The organism is Persicitalea sp. (genome assembly GCF_041751555.1).
Classification (GTDB): domain Bacteria; phylum Bacteroidota; class Bacteroidia; order Cytophagales; family Spirosomataceae; genus Persicitalea.
Window position 1 is genome coordinate 1 of the sequence record NZ_JBGSXF010000656.1, and the last position, 16,069, is coordinate 16,069.

13 protein-coding genes and 1 pseudogene are annotated in these 16,069 nt (G+C 51.1%); 7 read left to right on the forward strand and 7 right to left on the reverse strand.

Annotated elements, in window-relative coordinates:
• Nucleotides 1-1,086 (reverse strand): S49 family peptidase (locus tag ACEW8P_RS23155; RefSeq protein ID WP_373515439.1); only part of this gene is annotated, 1,086 nt, incomplete at its 3' end.
• A gap of 204 nt (nt 1,087-1,290) precedes the next feature.
• Here ACEW8P_RS23155 and ACEW8P_RS23160 point away from each other — a divergent pair.
• From ACEW8P_RS23160 to ACEW8P_RS23175, 4 genes are all read left to right on the forward strand, one after another.
• Nucleotides 1,291-1,800: a histidine phosphatase family protein gene (locus ACEW8P_RS23160; protein WP_373515440.1), complete on the forward strand. Its 510-nt coding sequence runs from the start codon at nt 1,291-1,293 to the stop codon at nt 1,798-1,800.
• 31 nt (nt 1,801-1,831) lie between these two features.
• Nucleotides 1,832-2,743, forward strand: a complete 912-nt coding sequence (locus ACEW8P_RS23165; RefSeq protein ID WP_373515441.1) for a ribonuclease Z — start codon at nt 1,832-1,834, stop codon at nt 2,741-2,743.
• A 303-nt stretch (nt 2,744-3,046) separates the two neighbouring features.
• Nucleotides 3,047-7,624 (forward strand): glutamate synthase large subunit, encoded by a 4,578-nt coding sequence (gltB, locus tag ACEW8P_RS23170; RefSeq protein WP_373515442.1) that lies wholly within the window; start codon nt 3,047-3,049, stop codon nt 7,622-7,624.
• Nucleotides 7,625-7,757: 133 nt separating this feature from the next.
• The gene (locus ACEW8P_RS23175) at nt 7,758-9,278 is read left to right on the forward strand and encodes a glutamate synthase subunit beta (protein ID WP_373515443.1); all 1,521 of its coding nucleotides are present in this window, start codon (nt 7,758-7,760) and stop codon (nt 9,276-9,278) included.
• Between the two features lie 115 nt (nt 9,279-9,393).
• Here the strand turns inward: ACEW8P_RS23175 and ACEW8P_RS23180 are convergent, their stop codons facing one another.
• The 6 genes from ACEW8P_RS23180 to ACEW8P_RS23205 form a co-directional block, all read right to left on the reverse strand.
• Nucleotides 9,394-10,110: a DUF3307 domain-containing protein gene (locus ACEW8P_RS23180; protein ID WP_373515444.1), complete on the reverse strand. Its 717-nt coding sequence runs from the start codon at nt 10,108-10,110 to the stop codon at nt 9,394-9,396.
• Entirely contained in the window at nt 10,094-10,729 is a 636-nt protein-coding gene (locus tag ACEW8P_RS23185) for a hypothetical protein (RefSeq protein WP_373515445.1), read from the reverse strand. Before ACEW8P_RS23185 ends, ACEW8P_RS23180 begins: the two co-directional genes overlap by 17 nt.
• Nucleotides 10,730-10,843: 114 nt before the next feature.
• The gene (locus tag ACEW8P_RS23190; protein ID WP_373515446.1) at nt 10,844-11,263 is read right to left on the reverse strand and encodes an OsmC family protein; all 420 of its coding nucleotides are present in this window, start codon (nt 11,261-11,263) and stop codon (nt 10,844-10,846) included.
• Between the two features lie 180 nt (nt 11,264-11,443).
• Nucleotides 11,444-12,685, reverse strand: a complete 1,242-nt coding sequence (locus tag ACEW8P_RS23195) for an ammonium transporter (RefSeq protein ID WP_373515447.1) — start codon at nt 12,683-12,685, stop codon at nt 11,444-11,446.
• Between the two features lie 174 nt (nt 12,686-12,859).
• A complete protein-coding gene (locus tag ACEW8P_RS23200) occupies nt 12,860-13,198 on the reverse strand; it encodes a P-II family nitrogen regulator (protein ID WP_373515448.1) in 339 nt (112 codons plus the stop codon).
• Between the two features lie 340 nt (nt 13,199-13,538).
• The gene (locus ACEW8P_RS23205; RefSeq protein ID WP_373515449.1) at nt 13,539-15,041 is read right to left on the reverse strand and encodes a glycine--tRNA ligase; all 1,503 of its coding nucleotides are present in this window, start codon (nt 15,039-15,041) and stop codon (nt 13,539-13,541) included.
• A gap of 171 nt (nt 15,042-15,212) precedes the next feature.
• Here ACEW8P_RS23205 and ACEW8P_RS23210 point away from each other — a divergent pair, with 171 nt between their 5' ends.
• From ACEW8P_RS23210 to ACEW8P_RS23220, 3 genes and pseudogenes are all read left to right on the forward strand, one after another.
• Nucleotides 15,213-15,419 carry a hypothetical protein gene (locus ACEW8P_RS23210; RefSeq protein WP_373515450.1) on the forward strand — a complete coding sequence of 69 codons (207 nt, stop codon included), beginning with the start codon at nt 15,213-15,215 and terminating at the stop codon, nt 15,417-15,419.
• Entirely contained in the window at nt 15,403-15,801 is a 399-nt protein-coding gene (locus ACEW8P_RS23215) for a PIN domain-containing protein (RefSeq protein WP_373515451.1), read from the forward strand. Before ACEW8P_RS23210 ends, ACEW8P_RS23215 begins: the two co-directional genes overlap by 17 nt.
• An 18-nt stretch (nt 15,802-15,819) precedes the next feature.
• Nucleotides 15,820-16,069 (forward strand): annotated as a pseudogene (locus ACEW8P_RS23220) (helix-hairpin-helix domain-containing protein); the annotation flags it as partial.

Here is a 16,069-nt window from a genome sequence, read left to right on the forward strand (position 1 = left end):
CATAACGTCTGAGGCCAGAGCACTGCCGCCGGGCGAGTTGATTCGTAGGACGACGGCCTTGATCTTGTCGTTCTCGCGGATTTTGCGAAGTTCCTTCACAAACGTCTCGGAACCGATATTGTCCTCGTCGCCCTCACCCGATATAATCGTGCCCTCGGCAATGACGACGGCTACACGTTTGTTGAAGTCACCCTCGTCGCTGGGATGATCGCTTTTAAGATATTTGCCCAGGCCAACGAACGTAATGTCTTTCTTTTCGTCCAGTTTGAGTTCTTTTTTGAGTGCCGTTTCCAACTCATCGGAATAGCCAAGATGGGTGACAAGCTTGTACCGGGCGGCAGATTCAGCACTCGTGACCGCCAGCGAGTCGGCCAGTCCGCGCAGTTCGGAGGCAGGGATGTTGCGAGATTTTGAAACATTGTCGATGTAGTTGCCGTAGAGGGCGTCGAGTAGTTCGATCGACTGCTGCTTGCTGGCCTCGCTCATATCAGTACGGGAGAAAGTCTCGACGGCACTCTTGAATTCCCCGACCTTGAATACCAGCGGCTTGACATCCAGTTTGTCGAAAGTACCCTTGTAGAACTCGTAGTCAGCCGATAACCCGTTCCATTCCAGCAGTCCGGCGGGATTAAGGTAAATTTTATCGGCCAGCGAGGCCAGGTAGTAGCCCTTTTCGGAATAATACTCGCCGTAGGCATACACGAACTTCTTGGACTTCTTAAATTCAAGTAGTTCATCGCGGATTTCTTCCAGTGATGCCCAACCTGCCCCAGGATTCTCAGCTTTAATATAGATGCCCTTGATGTGGTCGTCCGTAGCGGCGTAGGTGATGGCTTCGCGGATGTCTTTCAGCCCGATGGTTTCCTCGCCGCCACCGAAGGCGCCCAATTCTGCAAATGGATTTTCCACGCCGACTTCCTTGATTGGCTTATCGAGGTCGAGCCGTAGCACAGAGTTATCTTTGACGACAGTTTTGTCCTCGCTGGAAAGGGCCGAGCCAACGCCCGCTAAGATGAAGAAGGAGAGAATGAAGAATAAAAATAACCCGACGAGTGTAGCCAGGACAAATTTCAGAAACTGCAACATAAGAATTTCGACTTGCTATAAATGATCGTATGAAATATTGTATCGCAACAAAACTAATAAAATAAAGTCCCTGCCCGCGTGACTAATTTTGGCTAGTGGTTTATAACTCGCCCGAGCGGTCAAATGACGGTTTATAAATTTATGCCGAAAACCAAACCGTAGTCGATTTGTTCTATTTTTGCAAAAACTCTTATAAACACTTTCATGCCAAAAACCTTACTACTGCTGCGCCACGCCAAAGCCGAAGACCAATCGCAGATGTTCAAAGATTTTGACCGCGAACTGACCAGTCGTGGCATCATGGACGCCGCCCGAATGGGACACTACCTCAAAACGCAAGGCATTGCCGTCGATGCCATCAAGACCAGCGGCGCGGCGCGTACCTATCAGACCGCCAAAATCGTGGCCGAGCAGTTGAAATTCGAGGTGGACAATATCGAATCGGTGGACAAAATATACAGCGGCGGGCCACAGGCGTATCTGGCGACCATCAACGCCACGCCCAACGCCGTAAACACGCTCCTGCTCAGCGGCCACAACCCCGATATCAGCTACCTTGCCGAGTACCTGACGAATGCCGATGTAGGTTCGATGCAAAAGTGCAGCATGGCGATCATCGTTTTCGACGACCAGAGTTGGGCGGAGATCTCCGGCAAAACGGGCAAACTGGACAAGTTGGTAACACCGGACGATTTGAAACAATCGCCCGCCTGAGTAGTTCCCCTCCCCTAAATCCCAATTTATCTTGACCTTTGAAGTAACGATTCTCGGGGCCGGTTCAGCCACGCCTACTCTGTCCTCCCACGCCTCGGCGCAGGCTGTGCAAGTGGGCAGCGATTATTATCTGATCGATTGTGGGGAAGGCACACAATATCGGCTGCTCGATCAGAAAATTCGTCCGAGTCGTTTGAAGGGTATTTTTATCACCCATCTGCATGGTGACCATTATTTCGGACTTTTCGGGTTACTGACCAGCCTTAGCCTGGGCAGTCGTACCGAAGATCTACTGTTGTTCGGCCCCAAAGGATTGAGCGAAATCCTGACCGAAGTTTTCCGGCAGTCCGACACGCGCCTTTCCTATTATCTGGATTTTCAGGAAATCGACGCCGGGAACCCCGGCTTGATTTACGATGCGCCTTCCTTCAGCGTAAGTACCCTGCCACTGCGGCATCGCATTCCCTGCACGGGCTTTCTGTTTCGTGAGAAAATCGGGGAAAGAAATCTGATCAAGGAAAAGCTGTCGCCCGACATGAGCCACGAAGCCCTGCGCACGCTCAAAAGCGGTAAGGACGTGTCGGGGGAAGCCGGGGGAATCCTGTATAGTTACGAGGAATTCACTACGCCTCCTCCCCCACCCCGCACCTATGCTTATTGTTCAGATACGATCTTCCGGCCCGAACTTGTACCTTATTTAAAGGATGTCGATTGCCTTTACCACGAAGCTACTTTCCGGGAGGACGAACTTGCTCGCGCCAACAAAACGCACCACTCCACGGCGGGTCAGGCGGCTACTTTGGCTAAGGAGGCGGGCGTGGGCAAATTGCTGATCGGCCACTTGTCTTCCCGTTACGCCGAGGTTGGGCCATCGTTGGACGAAGCCCGGAGCATTTTCCCAGACACCTACCTCGCTGAGGAAGGAACAACTTACTCGGTTTAGTGCCGGCAACAATCCTGTCTTAAGGCGTGTCATAATTGTTGCAGACCGGATAAAAAATTCGTAGCAAAATGCCTACTTTTTTGCGAGTTCAAAGCCCTTTTAGGATATAGTACAGATTAATTAGTAACATTGTACTACGTCCATAATATTTTGTTTTTGGGGGCTTCTACCGAACATCTTTTCTTATTATATTGCGTGAGTTTGCGGCAAAATTTACTTGCTCGCTTTCTGACCCGTTAATGTATCGTTCGCTTCACTGCAACAATATTGCGATTTTACTAATACCAATCCTCTGTTTAATAGATGACCCATCTTTCTGAAGAAATAATAGATCAACCTGGGCTGTACCGTCCTGAATTTGAACACGATGCCTGCGGAATTGGCTTTCGTGCGCACATGAAGGGACGCCGCTCGCACCAGATCGTGGCCGACGCCATCCACATGCTCGAACGTATGGACCACCGCGGTGCCTGCGGTTGCGACCCCAACACGGGCGATGGAGCCGGGCTGCTGCTACAGATTCCCCACGAGTTTTTCGTGGAAGAATGCTTTGATCTGGGTTTCCAACTACCTGACAGCGGCGAATACGGCGTCGGGATGATTTTCTTCCCGCAGGATAAGGAGCTACGCGAGGAATGCCGGGATATCATCAACCGCAGAATTAAGAAGCTGGGTATGACGCTGCTCGGCTACCGCAAGGTACCTACGCTGAACGACACCCTGGGCGAAGGATCGCTTTCGGTGGAGCCCATCGTGGAGCAGCTTTTTGTGAAGCGTCCCGACTTGATTGAGGATGATCTGGCTTTCGAGCGCAAGCTGTTTATTCTTCGTCAGGTAGTTAACAAGTTGATTGCTTCGGTCAAGGGTGCGAAAAATCAGTTTTACTTTTCTTCACTTTCCAGTCGCACCATTTCTTACAAAGGTCAACTTACGACCAATCAGCTAAAATATTACTTTCCCGATCTCGATAACGAGTCGGTAGTTTCGGCTTTCGCCGTGGTACACTCGCGTTTTTCGACCAATACTTTTCCTTCCTGGAAATTAGCCCAGCCCTTCCGCTATATTGCTCACAATGGTGAGATCAACACGGTAAAGGGCAACGTGAACTGGATTCGGGCCGGGGAAAAATCTCTGGAATCGGAATATTTCACGAAAGAGGAAATGGAAATGGTTCTGCCGATCTGCGACATCAGGCAGTCAGACTCCGCTAATCTTGACAACGCCATCGAGCTCCTCTACCTCACGGGCCGTTCGCTGCCGCACGTGATGATGATGCTCATCCCCGAAGCCTGGGCCGACAACGAACAAATGGATCCCGTCCGCAAGGCATTTTACGAGTACCACGCCGCCATTATGGAGCCTTGGGACGGTCCGGCCTCTATTTCGTTTACCGACGGCAAGATCGTGGGTGCGACGCTCGACCGCAACGGTCTGCGCCCGTCGCGATACTGGGTGCTGGACGACGACACAGTAATCATGGCTTCCGAAGCCGGGGTGCTGGAAGTGGATCAGGCGAAGGTCGTCAAGAAAGGGCGCCTGCAGCCGGGTCGCATGTTTGTGGTGGACATGGAAGAAGGCCGTATCATTCCCGATGAGGAGTTGAAAGCCGAAATCTGCGCCCGCAAACCCTATCAGCAATGGCTGGATGAATACAAACTACACGTAGACGACCTCGACCAGCCGATCAGGATGTACCGGCAGTACGACGACGCTGCGCTCACCAAGCGGCAGATGGCTTTCGGTTTCACTTCCGAAGACCTGCGGATGATCCTGGCCCCAATGGCGCAGCTAGGTAAAGAAGCCATCGGCTCCATGGGAACGGATGTACCGCTGGCGGTACTTTCGGAACAGAGCCAACATCTTTCCAATTACTTCAAACAGCTCTTTGCGCAGGTTACCAACCCGCCCATCGACTCGATTCGCGAACGGTCGATCATGTCCCTGATCGGTTTTGTAGGAGCCAATGAAAATATCCTGTCCGAAACGCCGGATCACTGTCGCCAAATCGAACTACCCCATCCGGTGCTGACCGTGCCGGAGTTCGACAAGCTGCGCTTTGTGGATAAAAACCATTTTCAGGCCAAGACCATCAATACCTACTTTTTCGTCGATCAGGGCGGTAAGGGTATGGTTCGGGCTCTGGAGCGCATTTGTCAATACGCCGAAGACGCCATCGAGGACGGTTTTGAGATTATCATCCTCTCCGACCGCGCTATCGACTCCGATCACGCGCCCGTGCCGTCGCTACTGGTGACTGCCGCTGTACACCACCACTTGATCCGTAAAGGTTTGCGGGGAGCGGTGGGGATTTTGGTCGAAGCCGGGGACATTTGGGAAACGCATCACTTCGCTACCCTGATTGGCTACGGCGCGGCGGGGATTTGTCCCTACATGGCCTTCGAGTCGCTGGCCTTCATGAACCGCACCAATCGCATCGATGGTGATTTCAAGGATGAGGTACTTTTTGCCAATTACATCAAAGCGGTTAATAAGGAGTTACTCAAGATATTCTCCAAAATGGGAATATCCACTTTACAATCTTACCAGGGTGCGCAGATTTTCGAGTGCCTGGGCCTGAACAAGGAGGTAGTTGATAAATACTTTACGGGTACCATTTCTCGCATCGGCGGCCTGGGCATCGAAGAAATCGCCCGCGAGGTTCTTGTGCGCCACAAGGTGGCCTACCCCGATACGCCCGGCTTAAATCCGCACCTCGAAGTGGGTGGCTTCTACCAGTGGAAGCAGCGCGGCGAATCGCACCTGTTCAATCCGCAAACGGTTCATCTACTTCAACAAAGTACCAAAACCAACGATTATAATTTATTCAAAAAATATTCAAAACTCATTGACGATCAGAGCCATGAGGCAATGACGTTACGAGGTTTAATGCAGTTCAAGAAAGGCGAATCAATCCCTATCGAAGAGGTGGAGCCCGTGGAGAGCATTTTTAAGCGCTTCGCAACGGGTGCCATGTCCTTCGGCTCCATTTCGTGGGAGGCTCATACCACGCTGGCCATCGCCATGAACCGCATCGGCGGCAAATCCAACTCTGGTGAGGGCGGTGAAGACGAGCGCCGTTTTGAGTCGCTGCCTAATGGCGACTCGATGAACTCGGCTATCAAGCAGGTGGCCTCGGGCCGTTTCGGAGTAACGAGCTACTACCTCACCAATGCCCAGGAACTACAAATCAAGATGGCCCAGGGTGCCAAGCCCGGTGAAGGCGGACAACTCCCCGGCCATAAGGTGGACGACTGGATCGGCCGCACTCGTCATTCCACACCCGGTGTGGGTCTGATTTCGCCACCGCCACACCACGATATTTATTCCATCGAGGATCTGGCGCAGTTGATTTTTGATCTGAAAAATGCCAATCGTCAAGCCCGAATCAGCGTCAAGCTGGTGTCGGAGGCGGGCGTCGGTACCGTAGCCACGGGCGTGGCCAAGGCCCACGCCGACCATATTTTGATTGCGGGTTACGACGGCGGCACGGGCGCTTCGCCGCTCAGTTCTATTCGTCACGCCGGATTGCCCTGGGAACTGGGCCTGGCTGAAACGCACCAAACCCTGGTCAAGAACAAACTGCGAGGCAGGGTAACCATTCAATCCGACGGGCAGATTCGAACGGGTCGCGATATGGCGATCGCTGCCATGCTCGGGGCAGAAGAATGGGGGGTAGCTACCGCCGCGCTAGTGGCGGCAGGTTGCATTATGATGCGCAAATGCCATCTCAACACCTGCCCCGTCGGTGTGGCTACGCAGCGGAAGGAACTGAGGGCACTTTTTACGGGCAAGCCCGAACACGTGGTGAATATGTTCTACTTTATGGCTACCGAAATGCGCGAGATCATGGCGCAACTGGGCTTCCGAACTGTCAACGATATGATCGGTCAGGTTCAGCACCTCGAAATGCGGCCCGATCTGAAGCATTGGAAGTACAAGAACTTAAATTTCGACGCTATTTTATATAAAGAAGAAGGCGGGTTGGATGTGGCACAATTCAAGCAAGAAGAGCAAGATCACGGCATCGAACACGTGTTGGACCGCCAATTGATCGAAACTGCTCGACCCGCTCTGGAAAGGGCCGAGGAAGTCTACGCCGAATTCCCGATCATCAACCTCAACCGCTCGTTGGGAACGATGCTCTCCAACGAAATATCAAAACTCTACGGGGGCGTCGGCCTGCCGACCGGGACGATTCACTTCAAATTTCGGGGAACAGCAGGGCAGAGTTTCGGAGCCTTCAATACTGCGGGACTTCGCATGGAATTGGAAGGCGACGCGAATGACTACTTCGGCAAGGGCCTCTGCGGTGCCGAATTGATCGTATATCCCGACCGTGATGCCAAGTTTAAGCCCGAGGAAAACATTATCATCGGCAACGTCGCCTTCTACGGTGCGACTTCCGGCGAAGCTTACATAAGAGGAACCGCCGGAGAGCGCTTTTGCGTAAGGAACTCGGGAGCCAAAGTCGTGGTGGAGGGCGCAGGTGACCACGGATGTGAGTACATGACGGGTGGCGTGGCGATCGTTCTCGGTGAAACGGGCCGCAACTTTGCCGCCGGTATGTCGGGCGGCGTAGCTTACGTCTGGGACAAGGAAAACGACTTTAAGGAAAAAGTAAACTATGAGATGGTGTCAGTCGATACGCTGAGCGAGGAAGACGAAGGCATCCTCCGCCAATACATCGACAAGCACTTCCAGTACACAACCAGTAATGTCGCCTTCCAGATCACCCAAAACTGGCAGGACATCATGAAGCAGTTCGTTAAAGTCCTGCCCAACGATTTCAGAGACGCTCTCGCCAGCCGAGGCGTAACTCTTGCGCAGCAAGTAGCTGACAAGAGTGTGGTATATGGAGATGTGGTAGTGAATGTAAATTAATTTTTTGGAGGATAAAGGGAGGAAAGGAGGAAGGAAGAAAGGAAAAATATAGGAACGTTATTTGCCATAAGTTTCTTCCTTTCCTCCCTTTATCCTTTCCTGCTTTCCTCCTCGTGTTTTTATCAATAGCGTGATGGGAAAACCAACCGGATTTTTAGAGTTTGATCGTGAATTGCCCAAGAAGCGTCCCGTGGAGGAGCGGGTTCATGACTATAAAGAAATTGAAAGTGCGCATACTGAGGAACACTCGCGTACTCAGGCAGCGCGTTGCATGGACTGCGGGATACCTTTTTGCCATAACGGATGTCCGCTTGGCAACATCATTCCCGACTTCAACGATGCAGTTTATGACCAGAATTGGGCGCTAGCCTACGATATTCTGGCTTCGACCAACAACTACCCCGAATTCACGGGCCGCATTTGTCCCGCGCCCTGCGAGGCATCTTGCGTATTGGGTATCAACAAGCCGCCCGTAGCCATCGAGTTTATCGAAAAATCCATCGCCGAGAAAGCCTTTGAAATGGGTTTGGTCAAGCCCCGGCTTCCCAAAAAGCGGACGGGTAAGGCCGTGGCCGTGGTGGGTTCCGGTCCTGCGGGTATGGCGGCAGCTTCACAGTTGAACCAGGCGGGTCATACCGTTACACTATTCGAGCGTGCTGACCGTATCGGCGGACTGCTTCGCTACGGTATTCCCGACTTCAAGTTGGAAAAGCGCATCGTGGATCGTCGCCTGGCGATCATGGAGCAAGAAGGCATCGAGTTTCGGACAAATGTCGAGATTGGCAAGAACATAAAGGCTAACGAATTGCTGCGTGATTACGACGCTGTGGTACTTGCCACTGGTTCCACTGTACCGCGCGATCTGAAGATAGAAGGCCGAAATCTAAAAGGCGTTCATTTCGCCATGGAATTTCTTAGCCAGCAAAACAAGCGCGTGGCTGAAATTTCGGTGGAAAAAGACCACCAGGGGCTCGACTACCAAAACGGCGATCTTCTGGCTACGGATAAGCACGTGGTTGTCATCGGCGGTGGCGACACAGGATCTGACTGCGTGGGTACTTCCAATCGTCACGGGGCCAAGTCGGTGACGCAAATCGAGCTACTACCCATGCCTCCACAGGATCGTGATGCTACCACGCCCTGGCCCAACTGGCCTATGATGATGCGGACCTCCACTTCGCACGAGGAAATGGATAAAGACGATGATTCGAGGCAATGGTCGATTAATACAAAAGCTTTCCTCGGCGACGAGGCGGGCAACCTCAAAGCCCTCAAAATTGTGAAGCTCGACTGGCAGATGAATCCCGAAACGGGGCGACTCAGCATGCAGGAAGTACCCGGCACCGAGGAGGAAATCCCCTGCGACCTGGCACTGTTAGCCGCCGGATTTTTGCACCCGCAACAAGAGCGTTTGCTCAACGACCTGGATCTGGAATATGACGAGCGTGGCAATGTCAAGGCCCAAAAGTACCAATCGACTACCAACGAGAAAGTTTTTGCGGCGGGCGATTGCCGCCGGGGACAATCGCTGGTCGTGTGGGCCATCAGTGAAGGCCGCGAAGCCGCCCGCGCTGTGGACGAGTTCCTGATGGGTGAGTCGCTGCTTGAAGCCAAGGCGATGTCAATGCTGACACCGGAGTTCGCGCACGTTTAAATTATTTGGTTTAAAGGTAGGCAGCCCGCGCTGTGTAATTTCTGAAAAGTTCAACTTGGGGTTGCCATACTTATTGTTTATAGTTTTCAGGTGTCTCCTTCTAAAATACCAACCGTCACAGCACCATCTGCAAGACTACGCCTACCATGATCGTCATTGTAAAGCTTAGCAACGTTCCGATAAGTACATATTCGGTCAGTTTTAGGTCGTCATCCCGAAAGCGCAATAGCGCTTTGGCAGCAATCAATAGGCCAATTGCTTCGAATTGATTATTCAGCAGGAAAGTTAGGATCAATACGCGCTCCAGCATTCCGATCCATTTACCTGCTTCATTCAACGACTCTCCTTTTGCAGCCACCTGCTCGCGCCAGCGGCTGGTGGACATTCCCACAGCGAAGCCTAGTGGATAGGTGCACAGCAGGTACGTCGTTAGTATGGCCCAGAAGCGAAAATTTCCAAAAAAGGAGACTACCACCATCCGCAAATATCCGAATCCTTCGATCAGGAAAAGCCAAGTGACAATTAGAATGGAGATATGGAGTAGTTGATCCAGGAGAAAATTCTTGAAGCTTCGCTGGGTTTGATAGAGTTTCCATAGGTCGATTCCCAAATGGGTCACTGCAACGAATAAGCCCGCTCCTACGCTACCTGTGAAAAGCCCCGCCATCGTTCCCGTAATCAACACATGAGCGTACAGGTAAGGTGAACGTTCTTTCCGTCTTTCCTTATTCTGAACCCAATAGTTGGGTTGCAGAAAAAAATCGGTCAGCAAGTGAGCCGCTACGAGCTTCAGGAGTACGATCGCCTGATCGGCGTCAAACAACAGCGGCATGGTCTGTTTGATTTGAGAGAATCGTTTGTATCTGGTCGTAGCGATGGAGTATTTTCTCGATCAGTGGCCAGCCTGCGCCCTTGATGCGGCTATGTACTGAAGGCTGGGAAATACCTAGCCGTTTGGCTATTCCCGACTGCGTTTCGTTGCGTAAGGTCCAGTAAAGCGCCTCTGATTGGTGCGCCGTGCGGTCACTTTCCAGATAATCGAGAGTTGCGGTATGAACCTCCCACTCATCATTAATGTCGGCACGAGCAGTAACGATCCGTGTCCACTGGTCTTTGCTCTTCATTTCCTCCAAAGCTCGTCCCGAATACCAGAACGCTTCCCCATCCGAGTCGGACACCCGCTCGTTGATTAGCCCCACTTCTCCAATGCCGACAGACACGCGAACCTGCACCATTAACTTGCTGTGGAGATAGGTTTTAAGGCAAATACATTCGTATAGAGCGTTCTCTCTCAGCAGAATTTGAAAATTATCTCCCCGAATGAAGTATTCGTACTTACCTAGCGATTTTTCAGCCAGGTAGTCAAAAGCCCGTCTTAATTGCAGACGCCGCTTAGGCGGCATCTTAGCCGAATCTCGTACATCTCCCGTAACTACTTGATAGACTTCCATGGTACAATTATAGAACAAACAATCTATATATCATAATTATAGATTGTTTGTTCTATAAAAACGGGGAAACTCATAAAGTCCCCTCCGGAATGAATAAGTTGACAGCTTAACTCGTCAAACCAACTCTGCATCCAGCGAAATCTCAGCGTTCAGCAGCTTCGAAATCGGACACCCTTTCTTAGCGCCCTCGGCGATTTTTTTGAATTGCGCCTCGTCGATTTTGGGTACTTTGCCTTTCAGCACCAGATGACTCTTACCTACTTCGCCCTTATCGGCGTCGAGCGAAACGGTGGCGGTCACCTGCAACTCGTCGGCGGTAAAGCCGGCTTCGTTCAGATCGAAGCTGAGCTTCATGGCGTAGCAGCCCGCGTGGGCAGCCGCGATTAGTTCTTCAGGATTGGTGCCCTTGCCTTCGGCGAAACGGGTTTTGAAAGAGTATTGCGCGTCGTCTAGGACGGTACTTTGGGTACTTACTTTTCCGGTGCCTTCTTTCCCGCTTCCCTGCCAGACAGCGGTTGCTTTGCGATTAATCATGGGTAGTTAGTTATTTTTGGGTTGAATTAAAGCCTTCACAACGCGAATTGGAGGGCTTGGGTTTCTTTTCAAAAAGCATAAAGTAGATTTTGTGCCTGAGGGATCATGCTGGTTTTTTAAAAAAAAGGTCTTCCCGATACATGGGGAAGACCTTTCGTCCAAAGCTAATAACCGACCGCCTTACACGACATTGTAAACCGTTTCGCCGTGCTCGTAGATATCGAGGCCTTCCTCTTCTACGCGCTGCGACTCGCGCAGACCGACAGTCTTTTTGATGACGAAGAACATCACAAAGGAGGTAGCTAGTACCCAGCCCATCGTGGCAAATACGCCCACTGCCTGAACACCAAGCAGCGTGGCTCCGCCGCCGTACAATAGGCCACCATCGGTAGCGAATACACCCACCAGCAAAGTACCAACCGCACCACACACACCATGAACCGAAATGGCTCCAACGGGGTCGTCGATTTTGAGCGTGCGCTCGATGAATTCCAGAGAAAACACCAGAACTACCCCTGAGATGAGGCCTATCAGTGCCGCACTGCCCAACGAAACGGCGGCGCAACCTGCGGTGATTCCCACGAGTCCGGCAAGGGCACCGTTGAGCGTGACGCTCAGCGAAGGACGCTTGTAGCGCATCCAGGAAAGCAGCATGGCAGCCACGGCCCCCGACGCGGCGGCCAGGTTGGTGGTAGCAAATATGTGCGAGATAGCGATGGCATTTTCCTTGCCTGAGGCGGCCAGTTGTGATCCGGGGTTGAACCCAAACCATCCCAACCATAGTATAAATACGCCTAATGCGCCAAGCACCAGGTTGTGGCCAGGAATTGCCCGGGGCTTACCGTTGACGTACTTGCCGAGGCGTGGACCGAGCAGAGCTGCTCCTACCAGAGCCGCCCAGCCACCTACCGAGTGAACGACTGTGGAGCCGGCAAAATCGACGAAGCCCATTTCCGACAACCAACCGCCGCCCCAGGTCCAGTGACCTGAAATGGGGTAAATGATGACAGTGATTATCATGCTATAAATAAGGTACGCACCGAAACGGGTGCGCTCAGCCATGGCCCCTGACACGATCGTCGCGGCAGTAGCAGCGAAAACAGTTTGGAACATTAGTGTGGTGATTTGGGGCAATCCGTCCACCTCATCGGGGCCGAAGAACATGTCGATTTGTCCCATGAAACCTCCAACGTCCTCGCCAAACATAATGCTATAGCCGATCATCCAGAACATGAGCGAACCAATGGAGAAGTCCATCAGGTTTTTCATTAATATATTCGCAGCATTCTTCGCGCGGGTGAAGCCCACTTCCACTAGCGCAAAGCCAGCTTGCATGAACATTACGAGACAGGTAGCTATAAGAACCCATACATTGTCAACGGACATTGCCAGGTCACTTACTGTTGTAGAAAGCTCTTCCATATTTAATTTTGAATGAGTGAATTAGAGAATGAGAGAATACTATACTGGACGACACATATTTGATTTGGGCGCCTTTTAGAGTAAAGAATTGGTGGATCTGGAAATTTGGAAAGTGAAACTGAGTGATAGCTTGAATGACTGTCTATTCACTCATTCAAAATTCACAATTCACAATTAGTTTAAAGCGTCCACGCCCTCTTCGGCATTACGGATTTTGATACCTCGCTCTACGTCGGAAATGAAGATTTTCCCGTCGCCGATTTCGCCCGTTTTAGCGGAGGACATAATGGCCTTAATGGCGGGCTCGACGTTTTGATCCTGGCAGTAGAACATCACCATGATGCGTTCGATGGTACTTGTGTCATACACGATGCCCCGGTACGACCGCGCTTCAACTGCCTTGCCTACGCCCCTGACTTCCCAGTAAGTCATGAAGTCGATGCCCGCCTCATGCAAAGCTTCCTGCATGTCGGTGAACTTAGTCTTGCGAATAATCGCTTCTACTTTTTTCATGAGGGTGATAAAAGTTTGGTTAAGTGAACTTTTGAATTCATAAACAAAATACAAATTTCGGCTCTGACCAAATTATATTCGCATATAATTCAAATTGTGCAAATTATTTATTTATTATTCACAATCTGGCAATATCTCGATTCTGACATCATATAAAATAACCAAATTTTATAATTGAAATATGCTATTTGATTTTTCGGCTATCATCCTACAATGAGCGATTGTCTTACAGCTCAAAGGAAATGTTTCTTGGTTTTGTAACATAAAAAGCCGGACTGGGAAAGGATAACAAAGTATCCTTTCCCAGTCCGGCTAATTCACAAGCCGATTCAAAAAAACCTTAGATCTCTTCCAAGATTCTTTCTATCGCCACGGCCTGTCCAATTCTTTCTTTAAGCTCACCAATAGACACCCGCTCCTGCTCCATGCTATCGCGGTGACGGATGGTGACCGTATCGTCCTCCATCGTTTGGTAATCCACCGCAATGCAATAGGGCGTCCCAATCAAATCTTGCCGTGTGTAGCGCTTTCCGATGGCGGCGTTGTCGTCATAAACCGTACGGAACGACGATTTCAGCGAATCGGCAATGCTTTGCGCTTTCTCGGCCAAGCCGTCCTTCTTAACCAAAGGCAGCACAGCGGCTTTGATGGGGGCCAAAGCTGGGTGCAGTTTTAGGTAAACGCGCTCCTTCTCTTTATCGCCTTCGCCCACCATTTCGCGGGTGTAGGCATTACAGAAGGCCGCTAAAAACAGGCGATCAGCGCCGACAGAGGTTTCTACTACGTAGGGAATGTAGTTGCCGTAGGGCTTTCCATTCTCCGCCAGGTCGGCGTCGAAGTACTGCTGCTTCTTTTTGGACAATTCCTGATGGTTCCGCAGATCAAAATCGGTGCGGGAGTGAATGCCTTCGATCTCACGGAACCCAAAAGGAAACTCATATTCGATGTCCACAGCGGCGTTGGCGTAGTGAGCCAATTTATCGTGGTCATGGTATTTAAGCTTGTCAGCGGGAAGACCAATGGCCTGGTGGAATTTTAGCCGGGTGGTTTTCCACTGCTCGTACCACTCCATTTCGGTGCCGGGCCGCACGAAGAACTGCATCTCCATCTGCTCGAACTCCCGCATCCTGAATATAAACTGCCGCGCCACAATCTCGTTTCGGAACGCTTTGCCAATTTGGGCGATACCGAAAGGTACTTTCATCCGCCCGCTTTTCTGCACGTTTAGGAAATTGACAAAAATGCCCTGCGCCGTTTCGGGCCGGAGATAAACCACGTTTGAATCTTCGGCCACCGAGCCAATCTGGGTGCTGAACATCAGGTTAAATTGCCGAACCTCCGTCCAATTGGCAGTTCCCGACATCGGACATTTGATGTCCTCGGCGATAATCAGCTCTCGCACACCATCTAAGTCTTCTGCCGAAAGTAATCGTCCCATTTCGGTGAGGAGCGCCTGGCTTTTGTCTTCTTCCCCGGCGGCGGCGTATTCCTCCGCCCTGCCTTCCAGCAGTTGGTCGGCGCGGTAGCGTTTTTGGGAATCCTTATTGTCGATCATCGGATCGCTGAAACCATCTATGTGGCCCGATGCCTTCCAGGTGAGCGGGTGCATGAAGATGGCCGCGTCGATGCCCACGATGTTCTCGTGAAGTTGCGTCATAGCTTTCCACCAGGCCGCTTTAAGATTATTTTTCAACTCCACGCCGTTCTGGCCGTAGTCGTACACGGCCTGCAGACCGTCGTATATTTCGGAAGAGGGAAATACAAAGCCGTACTCTTTGGCGTGGCCGATGATGTCTTGGAGGGATGGCCCGTCATTACGGGTGCTATTTGAGTCTTGGCTCATGTATTCGGTTTATATTTGAAGATTGACAGTGCTCTTAAACAGAAAGCGTTGGTCAATAGCCAAATCCGTTTCCGTTAGGTTGAGCGGGCGCAAAATTAGGCATTTTGTTGTTAGCGTGGAAGGTGGACGTTATTTTCGTATTTTGGGGGGAAATTAAAGATATAGAGATTTATGAAGACATTGGTAGAGGTCGATAGCAAAAAGATAGAGCAAATTCGGGAAATGAACGCTGATCTTGAAACTGAGCAGGAAATCATAGACCGCGCTTTGGACGAATTTCTGAAATCCATGAGCCGACAGCGGCTAATTGATTCATTCGGAGCTGGCTGGGATGGCGATCTGGACGAAATGCGTACTTACGATGTACCGCTTACATGATTCTTCCGTCTGGATTGAATTTAGAAAGGGTATTGTTTCCAGACGTACCGATCGACTTAGGAACGACTTGATTGCCAACCGAGTTTATATCTGTCCGGTCATCATTCAGGAGGTATTACAGGGCATTAGGCTAGACCGGGACTTTCAAAATGTCAAAAAAGATTTTGAAGACCTATTAGCGCTGAGTTGGGATGCCACGGAAGCAGCCATTTCAGCCGCTATGCTCTACCGTCAGTTACGGCAGAAGGGAATCACCATTCGCAAGCCCAATGACTGCCTGATTGCCGCGTTCGCCATACACTTCGATGTAGAGCTTTGCCACAATGATCGCGATTTCGACCAGATCGCAGCTCATACAGATTTGAAAATTTGGTCGGCTTGATTTCTATTCTGCCCTCAAATGCTCCGCAAAATCCTCCACCGCATCCAGGACTTTTTCGGGATTTCGCCCGCCGAGTCGCGGGGAGCCTTGCTGCTGATTGTAGTAAGTTTTGGGCTGATATGGACGCCGACCATTTTCAAATGGTGGGTGCTTCCCCTCTTCCAAGACGACACCATCCCCTTCACGATTGAATACCTCGACAGCACCGCCGCCCTGATCCCGGATCAAAAGGCGCAGTTTGGGGAGGAAAGAGATTTCCAGAGGACAC

Excerpts from the sequence above, each read along its gene's own strand:
- ACEW8P_RS23160 (WP_373515440.1), top strand. The coding sequence starts at position 1,291 with ATGCCAAAAACCTTACTACTGCTGCGCCACGCCAAAGCCGAAGACCAA.
- gltB (WP_373515442.1), top strand. The coding sequence starts at position 3,047 with ATGACCCATCTTTCTGAAGAAATAATAGATCAACCTGGGCTGTACCGT.
- ACEW8P_RS23175 (WP_373515443.1), top strand. The coding sequence starts at position 7,758 with ATGGGAAAACCAACCGGATTTTTAGAGTTTGATCGTGAATTGCCCAAG.
- ACEW8P_RS23180 (WP_373515444.1), bottom strand. The coding sequence starts at position 10,110 with ATGCCGCTGTTGTTTGACGCCGATCAGGCGATCGTACTCCTGAAGCTC.
- ACEW8P_RS23185 (WP_373515445.1), bottom strand. The coding sequence starts at position 10,729 with ATGGAAGTCTATCAAGTAGTTACGGGAGATGTACGAGATTCGGCTAAG.
- ACEW8P_RS23190 (WP_373515446.1), bottom strand. The coding sequence starts at position 11,263 with ATGATTAATCGCAAAGCAACCGCTGTCTGGCAGGGAAGCGGGAAAGAA.
- ACEW8P_RS23195 (WP_373515447.1), bottom strand. The coding sequence starts at position 12,685 with ATGGAAGAGCTTTCTACAACAGTAAGTGACCTGGCAATGTCCGTTGAC.
- ACEW8P_RS23200 (WP_373515448.1), bottom strand. The coding sequence starts at position 13,198 with ATGAAAAAAGTAGAAGCGATTATTCGCAAGACTAAGTTCACCGACATG.
- ACEW8P_RS23205 (WP_373515449.1), bottom strand. The coding sequence starts at position 15,041 with ATGAGCCAAGACTCAAATAGCACCCGTAATGACGGGCCATCCCTCCAA.
- ACEW8P_RS23210 (WP_373515450.1), top strand. The coding sequence starts at position 15,213 with ATGAAGACATTGGTAGAGGTCGATAGCAAAAAGATAGAGCAAATTCGG.
- ACEW8P_RS23215 (WP_373515451.1), top strand. The coding sequence starts at position 15,403 with ATGTACCGCTTACATGATTCTTCCGTCTGGATTGAATTTAGAAAGGGT.